The organism is Actinomyces howellii, from assembly GCF_900637165.1.
In the GTDB taxonomy this organism is placed as follows: Bacteria; Actinomycetota; Actinomycetes; order Actinomycetales; family Actinomycetaceae; genus Actinomyces; species Actinomyces howellii.
In genome coordinates, this window is the sequence record NZ_LR134350.1 from 755,846 (window position 1) to 770,587 (window position 14,742).

12 protein-coding genes are annotated in these 14,742 nt (G+C 72.5%); all 12 read right to left on the bottom strand.

What is annotated here, in order from left to right:
• Window positions 1-72 precede the first annotated feature (72 nt).
• The 12 genes from EL245_RS03185 to EL245_RS03235 all read right to left on the bottom strand — a co-directional run bounded on the left by EL245_RS03185 (window position 73) and on the right by EL245_RS03235 (window position 14,742).
• Entirely contained in the window at window positions 73-987 is a 915-nt protein-coding gene (locus EL245_RS03185; protein ID WP_126381834.1) for a glycoside hydrolase family protein, read from the bottom strand.
• Window positions 984-2,618, bottom strand: coding sequence for a glycoside hydrolase family 32 protein (locus EL245_RS03190; RefSeq protein WP_197719437.1), 1,635 nt, complete (start codon window positions 2,616-2,618; stop codon window positions 984-986). Before EL245_RS03190 ends, EL245_RS03185 begins: the two co-directional genes overlap by 4 nt.
• Before the next feature lie 42 nt (window positions 2,619-2,660).
• Window positions 2,661-3,629, bottom strand: a complete 969-nt coding sequence (locus EL245_RS03195) for a carbohydrate ABC transporter permease (protein ID WP_126381835.1) — start codon at window positions 3,627-3,629, stop codon at window positions 2,661-2,663.
• Window position 3,630: 1 nt separating this feature from the next.
• Window positions 3,631-4,536 (bottom strand): carbohydrate ABC transporter permease, encoded by a 906-nt coding sequence (locus EL245_RS03200; RefSeq protein ID WP_126381836.1) that lies wholly within the window; start codon window positions 4,534-4,536, stop codon window positions 3,631-3,633.
• Window positions 4,537-4,631: 95 nt separating this feature from the next.
• Complete coding sequence (locus EL245_RS03205) at window positions 4,632-5,918, bottom strand: ABC transporter substrate-binding protein (RefSeq protein ID WP_126381837.1); 1,287 nt, start codon at window positions 5,916-5,918, stop codon at window positions 4,632-4,634.
• An 84-nt stretch (window positions 5,919-6,002) separates the two neighbouring features.
• On the bottom strand, window positions 6,003-7,010 hold the full coding sequence (locus EL245_RS03210) for a LacI family DNA-binding transcriptional regulator (RefSeq protein ID WP_126381838.1): 1,008 nt from the start codon (window positions 7,008-7,010) through the stop codon (window positions 6,003-6,005).
• A 247-nt stretch (window positions 7,011-7,257) separates the two neighbouring features.
• Window positions 7,258-7,923, bottom strand: a complete 666-nt coding sequence (locus EL245_RS03215) for an NUDIX domain-containing protein (RefSeq protein WP_126381839.1) — start codon at window positions 7,921-7,923, stop codon at window positions 7,258-7,260.
• Window positions 7,920-9,668, bottom strand: coding sequence for a CTP synthase (locus tag EL245_RS03220; RefSeq protein ID WP_126381840.1), 1,749 nt, complete (start codon window positions 9,666-9,668; stop codon window positions 7,920-7,922). Before EL245_RS03220 ends, EL245_RS03215 begins: the two co-directional genes overlap by 4 nt.
• 93 nt (window positions 9,669-9,761) lie before the next feature.
• A complete protein-coding gene (locus tag EL245_RS03225; RefSeq protein WP_126381841.1) occupies window positions 9,762-11,012 on the bottom strand; it encodes a glycosyltransferase family 4 protein in 1,251 nt (416 codons plus the stop codon).
• Complete coding sequence (murJ, locus tag EL245_RS03230; protein WP_232009848.1) at window positions 11,009-12,802, bottom strand: murein biosynthesis integral membrane protein MurJ; 1,794 nt, start codon at window positions 12,800-12,802, stop codon at window positions 11,009-11,011. The genes EL245_RS03225 and murJ overlap by 4 nt, the downstream gene beginning before the upstream one ends.
• Window positions 12,799-13,704, bottom strand: a complete 906-nt coding sequence (locus tag EL245_RS13560; RefSeq protein ID WP_232009849.1) for a hypothetical protein — start codon at window positions 13,702-13,704, stop codon at window positions 12,799-12,801. The genes murJ and EL245_RS13560 overlap by 4 nt, the downstream gene beginning before the upstream one ends.
• Before the next feature lie 123 nt (window positions 13,705-13,827).
• Window positions 13,828-14,742 carry a copper transporter gene (locus EL245_RS03235; RefSeq protein WP_126381843.1) on the bottom strand — a complete coding sequence of 305 codons (915 nt, stop codon included), beginning with the start codon at window positions 14,740-14,742 and terminating at the stop codon, window positions 13,828-13,830.

Consider the following 14,742-nt stretch of genomic DNA (forward strand, 5'->3'; position numbering starts at 1 on the left):
TGAGGTCGGGGCCCGGCCGATCACCCCGCCCCGACCCCACGCCAGGCCCCAGGGCGGACTGACCGGCGTACGTCAGCGAGGCGCGATGAGCTCGACGTCCTCCCAGGGCAGCGGGTCGGGCAGTGTCCCCACGAAGGTGCCGTCGACGATGTTGTTGAAGCCGGTGAAGACCCACCTGCCCTCTCGGTCCTGGAGGAGCTGCCCCGCATAGAGGTGCTCGGGCCTCACGTAGCGCGCGCCGTCAACGTCCCAGGGGCCCAGCGGCGATTGGCCGGTAGCCACCCAGACCCCTCCCGGGCCGGGCTCGGCCTGCATGTCGTCCCCGCAGGAGAAGACGAGCAGATGCTCGCCGTCGACGCAGCGGGACTGGCAGACCTCGAGCTGGCCGAAGGCGCTGGGACCGCTCAACGGGGGCAGGACCTCCCAGTGGTCGAGGTCCTCGGAGACGGCGTGCCCCACGACGCCGCCGCGCTTGTGCTCGACGCCGGCCACCCTGGCGGTGACGAGCATATGCCAGGCTCCCTCGTGGTGGAAGACGAAGGGGTCACGCCACGCCTCGTCCCAGGGCAGGGCGGGGTGCCACTTCTCGTACCAGCGCCCGTCGGCCTCAAGCGGCTCGGTCGTCGCCCGCTCAAAGGTCGTCCCGTCGTGGGAGTCCGCCCAGCCGATCCGCTGGACCATCCCGCGCTCCGCGTGGGACACCCCGGTGTAGAACACCCGCAGGGAGCCGTCGGGGCGGACCACGGTCGAGCCGGTCCAGATGGCCTTGTCGTCGAAGGCAGGGCCGTCGCTGTGGACGATCGCGTCAGGGCGCAGGGACCAGGCGCGCCCGTCTGGGGAGACCGCATGGCCCAGGCTCGCGCGGAAGTGGCGCCGGTGAGGGTCGTGCAGGGCCCGTGAGGCGCGCAGGAAGAACAGGTGGTACTGCTCGCCGTCGTCGGCGATCCAGTGGTCCCATACCCAGTGGTCGGCGAGGTGCAGGCTCATGAGGGGTCTCCGTTCGCGTTGGCGCGCACCGCCCTCATGGGCCAGGCCGTGCGCAGTGTCATGGAGGAGAAGGTGGCGGTGCCGCCGTCGGCGTACAGCGACAGGCCGGTGTCTCCCTCCTCCAGGTAGAGCTGGTTCGACAAGACGGTGTGGCCCCCGTTGACGAAGACCTCCACGCTGCCGCGGTCGACAAGGATACGCAGGTACACGTGCCGCGACTGCGGGTCGATCGGCGCGTGGGCACGGGTGTAGGGTGCGAAGGGCACCCCTGGGAGCTCCGAGGGGCCGCGGTCGACGTAGACCTGGCCGTCGCACACCCCGACGTTCGTGTGCCGTCGCCCGTCAGCCGAGCGCGCCACGCACACCCCGACGTTGGTCGCCCCGTCCCAGTCGATGTCGAGCTCAAGGTCGTAGGCCTGGCCCGACCAGGGCAGGACCGCGGCCGAGTCGTCCAGGACGAGGTCCTCGTACTCCAGCACCCGGGGAAGCCGAGCGCGCAGGGCGCTGACAGGCCGCGACACCAGGGAGTACCAGCCCCCGGGCTCGTGGCGCATGCGCAGCTCTCGCACGACGGAGTACTGGCCGTTGTAGGAGTCGGTGTCCATCGTGGGCACGTGCCGCGCCGCGTACTTCCAGTTGTTGAGCCAGCCGATGGCGTGGCGCACCGTGAGGGGCTCGTCGGGCGATGGCCAGGTCACCGCGGCGTACCAGTCGAAACCGTGGTCGAGCCACTGGGGCACGAGGTTGTCGGTCACGAAGCGCTCGCCGTCCCAGGAACCCACCCAGTAGGCGTAGGTGCCCAGGCTCCCGTGCTCCCAGCCGTCCATGGAGGCTCCGAGCACCCAGGCGCTCGTGCCGTCGTCGGCGGTCATCTCGAACAGGTCGGGGCACTCCATGCCGCCCAGGAAGCCGTTGCCCGACCCGGGAGTCAGGTAGTCGAAGTTGGAGGTCCAGCTCCAGTGGCGCAGGTCGGTCGAGACGTAGAAGGACAGGTAGCGGGCCCGGCCGATCACGCACACCCACCTGTTCCGCGCCTCGTCGCGCAGGATCTTGGGGTCGCGGAACCAGCGGGCGTTGTCGATCTCCTCAGGGGTCCTCGCGCTGAGCGCGTCGGTGTTGGGGATGACGGGCTCGCTCAGGCGAGAGAAGGTCCGGCCCCCGTCGGTCGACCAGTGGAGGTACTGGGCCTGGTGGGTCATGTCGTTGCCGGGCAGGCGGGTGACCAGGGCGATGACCGCCCCGGCACCGAATCCCGCCGTGTCGTGGGTGTCGACCACCGCCGATCCGCTCCACGCCGGGAAGTCGCCCTCAAGCGGGATGATGTCGCCGCGGTCGGTGAACACGACCTCGTCGCTGGAGGTGGCCAGCCGCCACCCTCCCGGGCCGGCGACCTGCTCAGCCTGGAGGTGGGGCAGGTGCAGCTCACCGCCCAGGTAGTAGGGGCGTTGGGCGTCACAGGCCCAGCCGGACCGGGGCGTGAGGTGGAAGAGCGCCCGGCGGCTGGCGGCCGCCCTGGCCCGCCCCGGCAGGGCCAGGGCCAGGGCGCCACCCGCGCCGGCGGCGCAGGTCATCGTCAGGGTCGTCGCCAGGAGCCTGCGCCGGGACGGGCTCCAGGGCTCTGGGGGTGTCATCTGTCTCCTCCCTTGAGAATGACGGTGGCGGGCGCGACCGGCTCAGCCCTTGACAGCCGTCCCCGCGAGCGAGGCGACGAAGGAGCGCTGGAACAGGACGAAGATGATGAGCACGGGCAGGGTGATGAGGGTGCCGTACGCCATGATCTCCCCCCACACGGGGTTGAGCTGGAAGAAGTACTGCATGCCGACGCTCACGGGGCGCAGCGCCTCGTCCTGGACGACCATGAGCGGCCACAGGTAGGAGTTCCAGGCCGGAAGCATCGTGATGATGGCGACCGTCGCGAAGGTCGGCCCCGACAGAGGCACGATGATCCGGCGGTAGATCGTCCACCAGGAGGCGCCGTCGACGCGGGCCGCCTCGTCGATCTCCTTGGGGATGTCGGAGAAGTGCTGGGCGAACAGGAAGATCGCCAGGGCGTTGGCCACGAAGGGCAGGATCTGCACCTGGTAGGTGTTGAGCATGCCCTGCTCGAGCAGGAACCCGTCCTCGACCCACGAGACCGTGGGGAGCTTGGCCACCCAGTAGACGAGCGGAACGGCGATGGTCTCGAAGGGCACCATGAGAGTGGCCAGAACGAGGGACAGGACGATTCCCTTGCCCCTCCACCGCATCCTGGCGATGGCGAATCCGATGAGCGAGTTGACCACGAGACCGAGCACGACGATTCCGACGGTCACGATGATCGAGTTGAGCAGGAAGTGCGCCGCCGGGACCCGTTGGAAGACGCCGGTGTAGTTGTCCAGGCTCAGGCTGCCCACCGGGAGGAACGCCTTGATCGACCCCAGGTCGGCGAAGATCTGAGAGTCCTTCTTGAGCGAGGACACGATCATGAACAGCAGGGGAAGAGCCGCCACGGAGGCGGCGAGCACGAGACCGACGTAGGTCAGGACCCGCGAGCGCCGTCGGGTGGCCGCCCGGCCGTGGCGCACCCGCTCCGGGGCTGCGACCGCCTCGGCCTCCGAGCGGGGCGCGGCGAGCGTGTGAGGCTTCTCAGGCTTCTCAGGCATGTCAGTCCTTCTCCCTGGTGAGCCAGCGCTGGATGAGCGAGATGAGGAGCACGGCGACAAAGAAGATGAGGGAGATCGCGCTCCCGTAACCCATGTCCTGCTCGCGGTAGCCCTTGCGCACGGCGTGGTAGACGAGTGTGGATGTGGCGTCCTGGGGGCCGCCGGCGGTCATGACGTCGACCTGGACGAACAGCCCGAGCGCCGCGATCGTGATGGTCACGAGGATGAAGACCATGGTGGACCGCAGTCCCGGCCAGGTGATGTACCGGAAGCGCTGCCAGCCGTTGACCCCGTCGAGGTCGGCGGCCTCGTAGAGGGACGGGTCGATCATCTGCAGTCCCGCCAGCCAGATGATCATGTGCAGGCCCACCGCCTGCCAGATCGACAGCACGATGATCGCCGGCATGGCGGTTCCCGGGTTCGTCAGCCACGGCACCGCGGTCCACGCCCCTCCGGTCAACGTGTTGAGCATCGAGTTGACCAGGCCGTTGTCCTCGTAGAAGAAGCTCCACAGGATGGACACGACGACCATCGAGGTCACCACCGGCATGAAGATGATGGTCCTCAAGGCGGTCACGCCCTTGACCTTCTGGTTGACCAGGATCGCCAGGGCGAGCGCGAGCCCCGACTGGCAGGGCACGACGACCAGGGCGAAGAAGGCCGTGTTGGTCAGCGACCTCATGAAGGTCGGGTCGGAGGTGAAGGCGCGGGTGAAGTTGCTCAGGCCCACGAAGCTGGGGGGGTTGGGCGAGATGAGCCGGGTGTTAGTGAAGGACAGTGCGAAGGTGAGCAGGATGGGGATGCCCATGAAGAGCAGGAGGAGGAGCAGCGCCGGCGAGGACATGATCCAGGCGGTCCGGGCCTCCTTGCGCAGGGCGCGGCTGCGCCCCCTGGCGGACGTTGGCATGGTGTTCCCTTCCCGGTGGGGGCGCCGGGGCGCCCCCACCGGTCTCGGATGTGGTCTGGGTGGGATCTGGGAGGTAGCGGCGGGCGCCTAGGCGCTCAGCTCGCCTTGTAGCCGTTGTTGGACTCGATGTCGGCGTCGATGTCCTTGACCGCCTGGTCGAGGGTCTGCTGGACGTCGGCGCCCGAGACGATGTCGTGGGCGGCCTTGTCGAAGATCGAGGAGATGACCTTGTAGCCGGGGGTGGCCGGACGCAGCAGGGCGTAGGTCGTGCCGATCTCGTAGATGGGCTCGAGCGGCTTGCCCTCCCCGTAGTAGTCGGTCTCCGGCGTGGCGGACTCGACCGAGGGGAAGTTGCCGATCGCGTTGGAGTACTCCACGAGGTACTCCTTGCGCATGAGGAACTCGATGAACTTCGTGGCGACCTCGGGGTTGGCGGAGGTCGCCGAGACGCCCCACTGCCACGAGCCTCCGCCCACGTGCGCCCCCTTGCCGAAGTCGACCGGCGGGAGGATGAGCACCTCGTCGGCACCGAGGGTCTCCTGGGCCTGGAGGACCTTCCAGCCGCCGGTGTAGACCATGGGCACCTTGCCCTGGATGAAGTCCTGACCGTCCTCGGTGGGGGTCTGGGAGGCCAGGCCGTTGGCGAAGAGGCTGCGGAACCACGTGCCCCACTCGACGGCCTCGGCGCTGTTGAGGAATCCGTCGGCGGTGGCGTAGGTCTCGCGGTCGATGAGGTCCCCACCGAAGGACTGGAGCATCGGGGAGTAGGCGTAGGGCCACCACTCGGCGGTGTCCCACACGCCCATGTCGATGGCGAACTCGTAGTCGGGCAGCTCGCCGAGCTTGGTGAGCACGTCGTCGAACTCGGCCCGGGTCCAGGGCTGGTCGACGGTGGGCACGCGTGCGCCGATGGTGTCGATGGCGGACTTGCGGGCCAGGAAGCACAAGGACGTGTCGTAGGGGCCCACCGAGTACAGGGTGTCGTTCCAGTAGCCCTTGGCCGAGTCGATGACAGACTCCTCCAGGTCCGAGGAGATGGTCAGCGGGGCGAGGTAGCCCGCCCACGCCCAGTTCGGCATGATCGGGCCGTCCAGGTCGAGGATGTCGGGCAGGTCGCCCGCCGTGGCCGCCGCCGCGATGGCGTCGTTGTAGGAGGCCTGGGGGTAGGGCTTGACCGTGATCGGGGTGTCGGGGTTGGCCGCGTTGAAGGCCTCGACGGCCTTGTTGACGACGGCGAGCTCCTCCTTGTTGCCCCCATTGTGGGTCCACAGGGTCACGCCGGAGGAGCCGGACTTCCCCTGCTGGGACGAGCAGGCCGACAGGGTGGCCGCAGTTGCTGCCAGGGCGCTCGCCCCGAGGAAGGTCCGGCGGGTGGTGATCATGATGGGCTCTCCTTTGGGTTCGTCATGACGGGAGTGTGGGCCGGGGTCAGCGACCCCGGGGGTCTGGAGGGGCTGAGCGCACGCTCAGCGCTCACGGGGTGGCGCGGTCGAGCCGCGCTCGACCAGGGCGCACGGGAAGCGGGTCGTCGTGGGAGGAGGGGGGTCGGCGGCGCCGACGAGGGCGCGGGTCAGCCAGTCGGCCATCTCGTAGTGGGGCAGGCGCATCGTGGTGAGCGCGGGGGCGAGGTTGGTCGAGATGAGGGTGAGGTCGTCGAAGCCGACGACGGACAGGTCGGAGGGCACCGACAGCCCCAGCTCGGCGGCCGCGCGGTAGACGCCGGCCGCCATCCCGTCGTTGTAGCAGAACACGGCGGTGGGCCGGTCGGGGCGGTCGAGCATCCTGCGCGCGGCCTCGTCGGCTCCGGCCGGGTTGTTGGCCCCGCGCACGACCAGGCCCGCCTCGGGCTCGATACCCGCCTCGCGCAGGACCTCGTGGTAGCCCTGGAGGCGCAGCTCGGAGGCGACCGTCCTGGAGCGGGAGTCGGTGACGTGCCCGATGCGCCGGTGGCCGAGCGAAATAAGGTGCCCCACGGCCTGGCGGGCGGCGTCCACCTCGTCGGGCACGACGCCCGCCACGCCGTCGCGGTCGGCGAAGCCGTTGAGGACCGCGACCCTGGTCAGCTCTGGGTCGACGTGGACCTCCTGGTGGTACATCGCGGCGTGGATGATGACGTCGACGCGCCGGGACTGGAGCTCGCGCAGGGCCGCGGCGCTGTGCTCGGCCCGTCCCCCGGCGTCGGTCATGAGCACGGACCACCCCAGCTCGCGGCAGGCCGTGAGGATGGCGTCGATCATGGACACGGCGTAGGGCGTCGAGAGCACCTGCTCGGCCAGGACCCCCAGGGTGCGGGTCCGGCCTTTGCGCAGGCCACCGGCCAGGGCGTCGCGCACGTAGCCCAGCTCCTCGGCCGCCGCACGCACCCGGGCTGCGGTGGCCGCCGAGACACGCCCCTCCGACTTACCTGACAGCACGAGCGAGGCGGAGGCGGTCGACACCCTGGCAGCGCTGGCGACCTCGGCAAGAGTCGGCATGGTGGTCCCTCTCGGACGGGATGGTCTCGCCGGACGGCTGTGTCCGACACCACCAGTGTGCACCCCGCTTGCCAGAGAGTCAAACGATTAACGCGCTGACGCACACATCATTAATCGTTTGACGTATTCGCGCGGTTCCCGGGCCGTCCCACCGGCTGCGGCGGGCCGGTCAGCCGACCGACAGCCAACCGACAGCAGACCGGCAGCCAACCGGCAGCCAACCGGCAGCCAACCGGCAGCGGACCGGTCACAGGCTCCTGGGACTGCGGAGCCAGTGTGCTCCGGCCTCGCGCAGACCCGCATATCCCCTGGCGCGCGCGAGCTGTGCGGCGAGCACCCCCACGACGGTCGAGGGGTTGTGCACGGCGCCGGACATGACCGCCTCGACGACCTCCTCGAGGGGGAACCAGGCGGGACGGATCTCGGCCTCCTCCTCGGTGCGGGGTACTCGTTCGTCGTCCTCGAGCAGGCGCAGCCCCCTGGCCAGGAAGCAGCGCGCCCCCTCGGTGGTGAAGCCCGGTGAGGCGTAGGTGTCGACGAGCACGTGCCACAGGCGGGCGGCGTGGTCGGTCTCCTCGGCGAGCTCGCGCTGGGCGGCCAGCAGCGGCGGCTCGCCGGGCACGTCGAGCAGGCCCGCGGGGATCTCCCAGAGCATGGCGCGCACGGGGTGGCGGTACTGGCGCACGAGGAGGATCTCGGCCGAGCCGTCGGGCTGTCCGGAGTCCTCCCCCTCGCGCAGGGCCACGATGCTCACCGCGTCGTGGTGCGCCACCGTCTGGCGGCGCACCGGCGCCGCCCCCTGGCTCAGGACGACGTCGTCCTCGACGGTGAAGATCGGGCCGGACCACACGCTGGCGTGCTCGACGACGTCTCGGCTCATGTCGTGGACGTCCTCGATGCGGGTCCCGCTCATGACCGCACCTGCCCGGGCCCCTGGTCGTCGGCGGCGGCCGCGTGGTCCTGCGGGCCCACCGGGGACGTGGCCCCGGACCGCTCCAGGCCCGCGCTCACGAGGGCGACGAACAGCGGGTGGGCGCGCGTCGGTCGGGACTTGAACTCGGGGTGGGCCTGGGTGGCCACGTAGAAGGGGTGCTGGGACCTGTCGAGCTCGACGAACTCGGTCAGGGAGCCGTCGGGGGAGGTGCCTGAGACGTGCAGGCCGACCGACTCCAGGAGCTCGCGGTAGTCGTTGTTGACCTCGAATCGGTGCCGGTGGCGCTCGGAGACCTCGGTCGTGCCGTAGGCGGCCGCGACGAGCGAGCCCTCGGAGAGCACCGCCGGGTAGGCCCCCAGGCGCATCGTGCCGCCGAGGTCCTCCTGGCCGTCGACCACGCCGCGCTGGGAGTCCATCGTCGTGATGACCGGCTCGTCCGTCCCCGGGTCCATCTCCGTGGAGGAGGCCCCCTCCAGGCCGGCCAGGTGCCGGGCCGCCTCGATGACCATGCACTGCAGCCCCAGGCACAGCCCGAGGGTGGGTACCCCGTGCTCGCGGGCCCAGCGCAGCGCGCCGATCTTGCCCTCGATGCCCCGGACGCCGAAGCCGCCGGGCACGACGACGGCGTCGACCCCCGCCAGGGCGGCCGAGGCCCCGTCGGGCGAGGCGCAGGTGTCCGAGGCGACCCACCTCAGGTCGATCCTGGCGTCGCAGGCGAATCCGGCGTGGCGGATGGCCTCGGAGACCGACAGGTAGGCGTCGTGGAGGTCGACGTACTTGCCCACGAGGGCGACGCTCAGCGTGTGACGCGGTCGGCGCACGCGCTCGAGCAGGCCGTTCCACTCGGTCCAGTCGACGTCGCGGAAGGGCAGGGCCAGGCGCTGGACGAGGAACGCGTCGAGCCCGCCGCGGTGGAGGGTCGGCGGCACCTCGTAGATGGAGGAGGCGTCGACGCACTCGACGACGGCCTCCTGGTCGACGTCGCACATGAGGGCCACCTTGTCCGTGACCCCGGCCGGCAGCGGGCGGTCGGTGCGCAGGACCAGCGCGTCGGGCTGGATGCCGATCGAGCGCAGGGCGGCCACCGAGTGCTGGGTGGGCTTGGTCTTGAGCTCACCGGCGGCCGGGAGGAAGGGCACGAGGGACACGTGCACGAAGGCCACGTTCCGCCGCCCCAGGTCGGCGCGGACCTGACGGGCGGCCTCGATGAAGGGCAGCGACTCGATGTCCCCGACCGTGCCGCCGATCTCCGTGATGATGACGTCGGGGACCTCCCCCTGGGCGTCAGGCTCGGCCTGGGCTCGCATGACGCGCTTGATCTCGTCGGTGACGTGCGGGATCACCTGGACGGTGTCTCCGAGGTACTCCCCTCGGCGCTCCTTGGCGATGACGGTGGAGTAGACCTGCCCGGTCGTGGCGTTGGCGCTCACCGACAGCGCGACGTCGAGGAAGCGCTCGTAGTGGCCGATGTCGAGGTCCGTCTCCGCCCCGTCCTCGGTGACGAAGACCTCCCCGTGCTGGAAGGGGTTCATGGTGCCCGGGTCGACGTTGATGTACGGGTCGAGCTTCTGCATGACGACGCTCAGGCCGCGCGAGCGCAGAAGGCGCCCGATGCTCGATGCCGTCAGGCCCTTGCCCAGGGAGGACACGACCCCTCCGGTGACGAAGACGTGCCTGGGGACGCGGGTGCGGTTCCCGCCGAGTCGTTGAGATGCGCTGCTCACGGGACTTCAACGTAGCACGCGTCTCGTCACACGACTGACGCATCCGCCCCGCCTGCCTGGGCTCCCGGTCGGGACGCGCCGGGGCCCGCGGCCTCAGTCCCTGGCCGCGGAGCGCGGTCCGTGGGCGGGGCCGGTCACGACCGCGTCGAGCTGGGCCGCCAGGTCCTCGGCGGTGGGCAGCCCGCCGGAGGCCACGCGCGAGCGCCGTCTGGCCGCCTCCAGGGCCGTGGCGTCGGTGAGCAGCCCCCTGATCGCCGTCGCGAGCTCCCGGGGGTCGGGGGCCACGAGCAGCGCCGCGCCGCGTGCGGTGACCGCCGTGCCACCGACGTCGGTGGCCACCACGGCCGCTCCCGCGCGCATCGCCTCCTGGACGGCCAGGGGCTGGCCCTCCCACAGGCTCGTCTGGACGACGACGTCGGCGGCCCGCAGGAGGGCCGGGACGTCCTCGCGGCGCCCCAGGAGCCTGACGGGCAGGGACTGCTCGATGATCCGGCTCCTGGCCGCGGGCAGGCCCGGGCCGTCGCCGGCCACCGCCCAGACAAGGTCCTCAGAGCCCGGCAGGCTGCCTCGCTGCCTCATCCCGGCCAGGACCGAGGCGGTCTCGAGCAGCAGGTCGAGGCCCTTCTGGGGCGCCAGGCGCGCGACGGTGAGCAGGCGGGGCCGGGCGGTGCCCCAGGCCGAGTCCACCGAGGAGGCCGGCGGGGCGATCTCCTCGCCCCGGTGCTCGGGGGCGGGGATGACGGCGATGTCGACCTCGGTGGCGCCTCGCGCCAGGAGACGCTCGGACAGATCGGGGCTGACGGCCAGGACGGCGTCGGCCCGCGAGGCCACAAGCGCCTCGAGGCGCTGTCCGAGGGTCGTGGTCAGCCTGCCCCCGACCGGCAGGTTGTGGACGGTGACGACCAGACGGGTGCGCCCAGGGGCTCGTCGTCCCAGCGCGAGCGCGGCCAGGGCGCCTGCGCGCAGGCCGTGGGCGTGGACGACGTCGGCACGCCCGCCCAGCCGACGCAGCCTGGCCACGGCGGCGGTGTCTGAGGGGGCCGGCCTCGGGCCGATCTCAAGGGCCTCGGCCCGGGCACCGCCCAGGTCGGAGCCGGCGATGACCGCGGCGGGCGCCTCGACGATGACGTCGTGGCCCGCCGCCGCCAGGATCCTGGCGCACTGGGCGAGATGGGAGCGCACTCCCCCGGCGGCCGAGCCGCACAGCTCCAGGACGCGCAGGCGTTCGTCCCCGGTCACCCCGGCCACCGTGGCCTCCACGGCCTCCGGGTCGCCCCTGTCGTCTCTGTCGTCCCTGTCGTCTCTGTCGTCTCTGTCGTCCCTGTGGTCACCGGTGGGACTCATGTGCTCTCCTCCTGCGTGCGGGCCCGTGGCTCCGCCTCGTTTCTCGGGTCGGCGCCCGCCTCGGTGCCGGCCCGTGTCCTCCTCGGTCCGTTCGGCCCCGGGCGCCCGCCCGGGCGGCGCAGCGCACCGACAACGGTGGGGTCGGCCAGGCGAGCGGCGGCCAGGACGGCGGCCGCGGCTGCCAGGGCGCCCAGCGCCCCCAGGACGATGGCGGCTCCGTCCGCCGGCACCTGGGTGCTGAGCCAGCGCACAGCCGCTCCGGCCACGGCGGCGACCGGGACGCTCAGGGCCAGGACCCGGCAGGTGGGGGCCAGGACCCCGGGGCCGCCCGCCCGGGCCAGGGCGGCCAGGACCGCCGCGCCGCCCACGACCATCCCCGTCGTCTGGCCCGCGGCCAGGGCGACGAGGGTCGCGGGACCCTGGCCGCCGTCGGGCGCCATGAGGCGCACAGCCAGCCAGGAGGCCGGGATGACCGCGGCCCAGCCGGCGGCAGAGGCCCATGCGGCGGCCCGGGCGCGGTCGGCGGCCAGAAGGGACCGGGTGGCCTGAAGCACCAGGGCGTACCCGACGAGGCCGGGTGCCAGGACGGCCAGGGAGGCGCCCATGCCCTCGACGTCGGTGAGCAGGGCGAAGAACCGCTCGGCGCCGTGGCCCGCGGCCAGGAGCATCGCCGATCCGGCCACGGCCACCGCCCCCACGACCGCGGTGGAGCGGGCTGCCAGGGCCCATGCGGGGCTCTGGTCCCCCGCGCCCTGCGTGGGGCCGGCGGTGGGGTCGTGAGCCTCCCGGGCCTGCCGGGCCTCCCTGTCGAAGGCGGCCGACAACCGGGGGTAGACGACGGTGGCGACCGGCACGGCCAGGACGGCGTAGGGCAGGACGTAGACGGCCTGGGTGTACTGGTAGACGGCCACGGTGCCTGTTGTCCCACCCGCTCGGGCCAGGGCGAGCACCGTCACGACGCTCGCCTGCTGCGCCACGAGGGCGGTGAGTCCGGCGCCGCCCAGGCGCAGGACCCTCACCGCCGTCGGGCGGTCCAGACGCAGGCTCGGTCTCAGGCGCACGCCGAGGCGGGCCACCGGCCACGCCAGCGGCAGGGACAGTGCCGCGACCCCCGCGGTCGTGCCCCACCCCAGGACGGCCAGCGCCGCGCTCGAGGGAGCGGTGCCGGTCGGGGCCGTCATCCTGGCGTAGGCGGCGTAGGCGGCCATGACGACCAGGCTCGAGGCGATGGGGGTGAGCGCCGGCCAGGTGAAGCGCCCGTGGGCCTGGAGCACGCCGGTCAGGACGACGCCCAGCCCGTAGAGGGGGACCTGGAGGGCGAACATGCGCAGGAAGGAGGCCACGAGGTCCCGCTGGAGCCCGGGGTCGACGCCCTGGGAGGTCGGCAGCAGGCCGGCAACCGGGTCGGCCAGGAGCGCCAGGGCCAGTCCCAGGGGCGCCAGGACGGCCAGCACGACACCCAGGAGCGCCGAGGCGGTGCGCGAGACCTCCTCCTGGCGCCCGGCACCCACCGCTGAGGCCAGGAGCGGGACGACGGTCGCCGCGAGGGCGCCGCCGACGACGACCTCGTACAGGACGTTGGGCACCTGGTTGGCCGTCGAGTAGGCCCCGGCGACAGTGCCCGCGCCGACGCAGGTGGCCTGGACGACCCACCGCGCAAAGCCCAGGACACGTGAGGCCAGCGTGAGGCCGGCGACGGTGCCTGCAGCGCGCCCGTGGCTCCGCAGCGCCTGCGCCCGGCCGCCGCCCTCGGGCGCGGCGGGCCGGCGGCTCGCGGGGGGCGTCGTCACTCCCGGCGCCCCAGTGCGTCGACGGCGGCGAGCACCGGGGTGGAGGCGATGACCCGGGTGAAGGAGATCCTCTCGCTGGCCAGCACGAGCGCCACGCCGGCGGCGGCCGCCGCCGTGCGCGCGACCCTGCTCGGGTGGGCGGCCACGGCGGTGCCCGCCAGCGCACCGATGGCGTTGGCACCGGTGTCCCCCAGCATCGTGTCCTCCATGAGGTCCTCGGGCAGCGCCGCGGTCGCGGCGCCGACGACACCCGCCGCCAGGGCGCGGGAGGTGCTCGAGAGCGGACGCGGGTCGACCAGGAGCGGCGAGACGGTCAGGCAGGCGGTCTTGAGCGCCCTGCCGGGCCGCAGGTCCAGGAGGTTGTGGAGGTTGGCCCATGAGGCGATGAGCACGGCGCTCGTGGCGGCGTCGGCGACGAGCCCGGTGGTCCGGGTCCCCGGCCGGGCTCGCGTGCGCGCCAGCATCGTCCCGGCGGCCAGGGCCCCGGCACCGATGACGGCGATCTTGACCACGCCGGTGGTCACGCGTCCCGCGGCAAGAGCGCCCAGGTGACCGCGCAGCCCCTTGGCGGGCTCCTCGCCGTCGTGTGCTCCCGCGTCGAGGTCGTCGACGAGCCCGGCGACTCCCCCGGCGGCGGCCGCCAGGGCGGCCGGGGCGCCGGCGCGGCCGGTCGCCAGCCCCGCGGCCACGGCGCCGAGGGCCACCCCGGCTCCTCCGCGCAGGCTCACCGTGCGCCCCCGGAAGTTGGTCCGCTCCAAGGACGGCAAGGACGGCGCGAGTCCTGGCAGCCCGGCCAGGGACTCCGACCAGCCGAGGGTCGTTCCCAGGGCGGCCAGCGCCACGGCCACCGGCCCGTGGTCCCGCCGGTGGTCTGCGGGTCCTGGTGCGGTGCGTGCGGTCATGACGACCAGCCTAGATGACCGGCCGCCCGGGACGGGTCCCGGTCGTGGGTTCCTCGGCTGCCACGGCCCCGGGGAGCGGGGCCGTACCCGTGTCGCGGGAGCCGGCCGTCCCGGCGGGAGCGGTCATCCGGCCGGTGGGAGGACGGCGTCGGCGCCCTCGTTGAAGCCGTAGGCGCCGATGGTGCCCGCCGCGGTCGAGGCCAGGGCCAACGGGGTCGACACGGCTGCGGTGCTCTGGCCCACGGAGTCCACCGTGGTCACCTGCGCCCGCGCCGAGCGCAGGAGCGCGACGACGTCGGTGTCCTGGTCGGCCGAGCCCACGACGACGGTCGGGCTGACCGAGGCGGTGCCCGCCAGGGCCGTCGCCCACACGGCAGGGTCCTGTGAGGGCGTGGCGTCGGCGGTGGAGCCGGTGGCCACGGCGGTGCGCGGACCGACGACGGCGATCATGTCGGCTGCGCCGGTGGGCTCGGCGTCGACGGTCACCAAGGGCGTGTCCGAGGCGGTCAGGAGGTCCATGAGGGCCGAGGCGTCCGCCGTGTCCGAGGTGAGCGCCGTCGCGAGCCCCTCCCCGAGGATGGCGTCGGCCTCCGAGGAGCGCGTCGTGCCGAGGTAGCCGGAGAACTGCCCCGAGTAGGTCGCGCGGAAGGTCTCACGGGACAGGTCCACCCAGGCGGTGGTCAGGGTGACCCGGCCGGTCACGGTGGCACCGGACTTCTCGAGCATCTCCACGACCGTGTCGACGTCGCCGCCGTCGGCCTCGGGCATGACGACCAGGGCGACCTTCTTGTCCGCCAGCGTCCCGGGAAGGAGGGAGTCGGCGGCGGCGGTGATGTACGCGTCGCGCTCGTGGACCGCCGCCTCGGTCTGCTCGAGCTGGGTCTGGGTGGCGTTGCGGTCGGCCCGCAGGGTGGCGACCTGGTCGTTGAGGGCGGTGCCCAGGGAGTTCTGCAGCGGTCCGGCACCCAGGACCACCCCGACCGCCAGTGCGAGGAAGACGGAGATGAGCGAGACCAGGTGGTAGCGGAAGTCGATCAT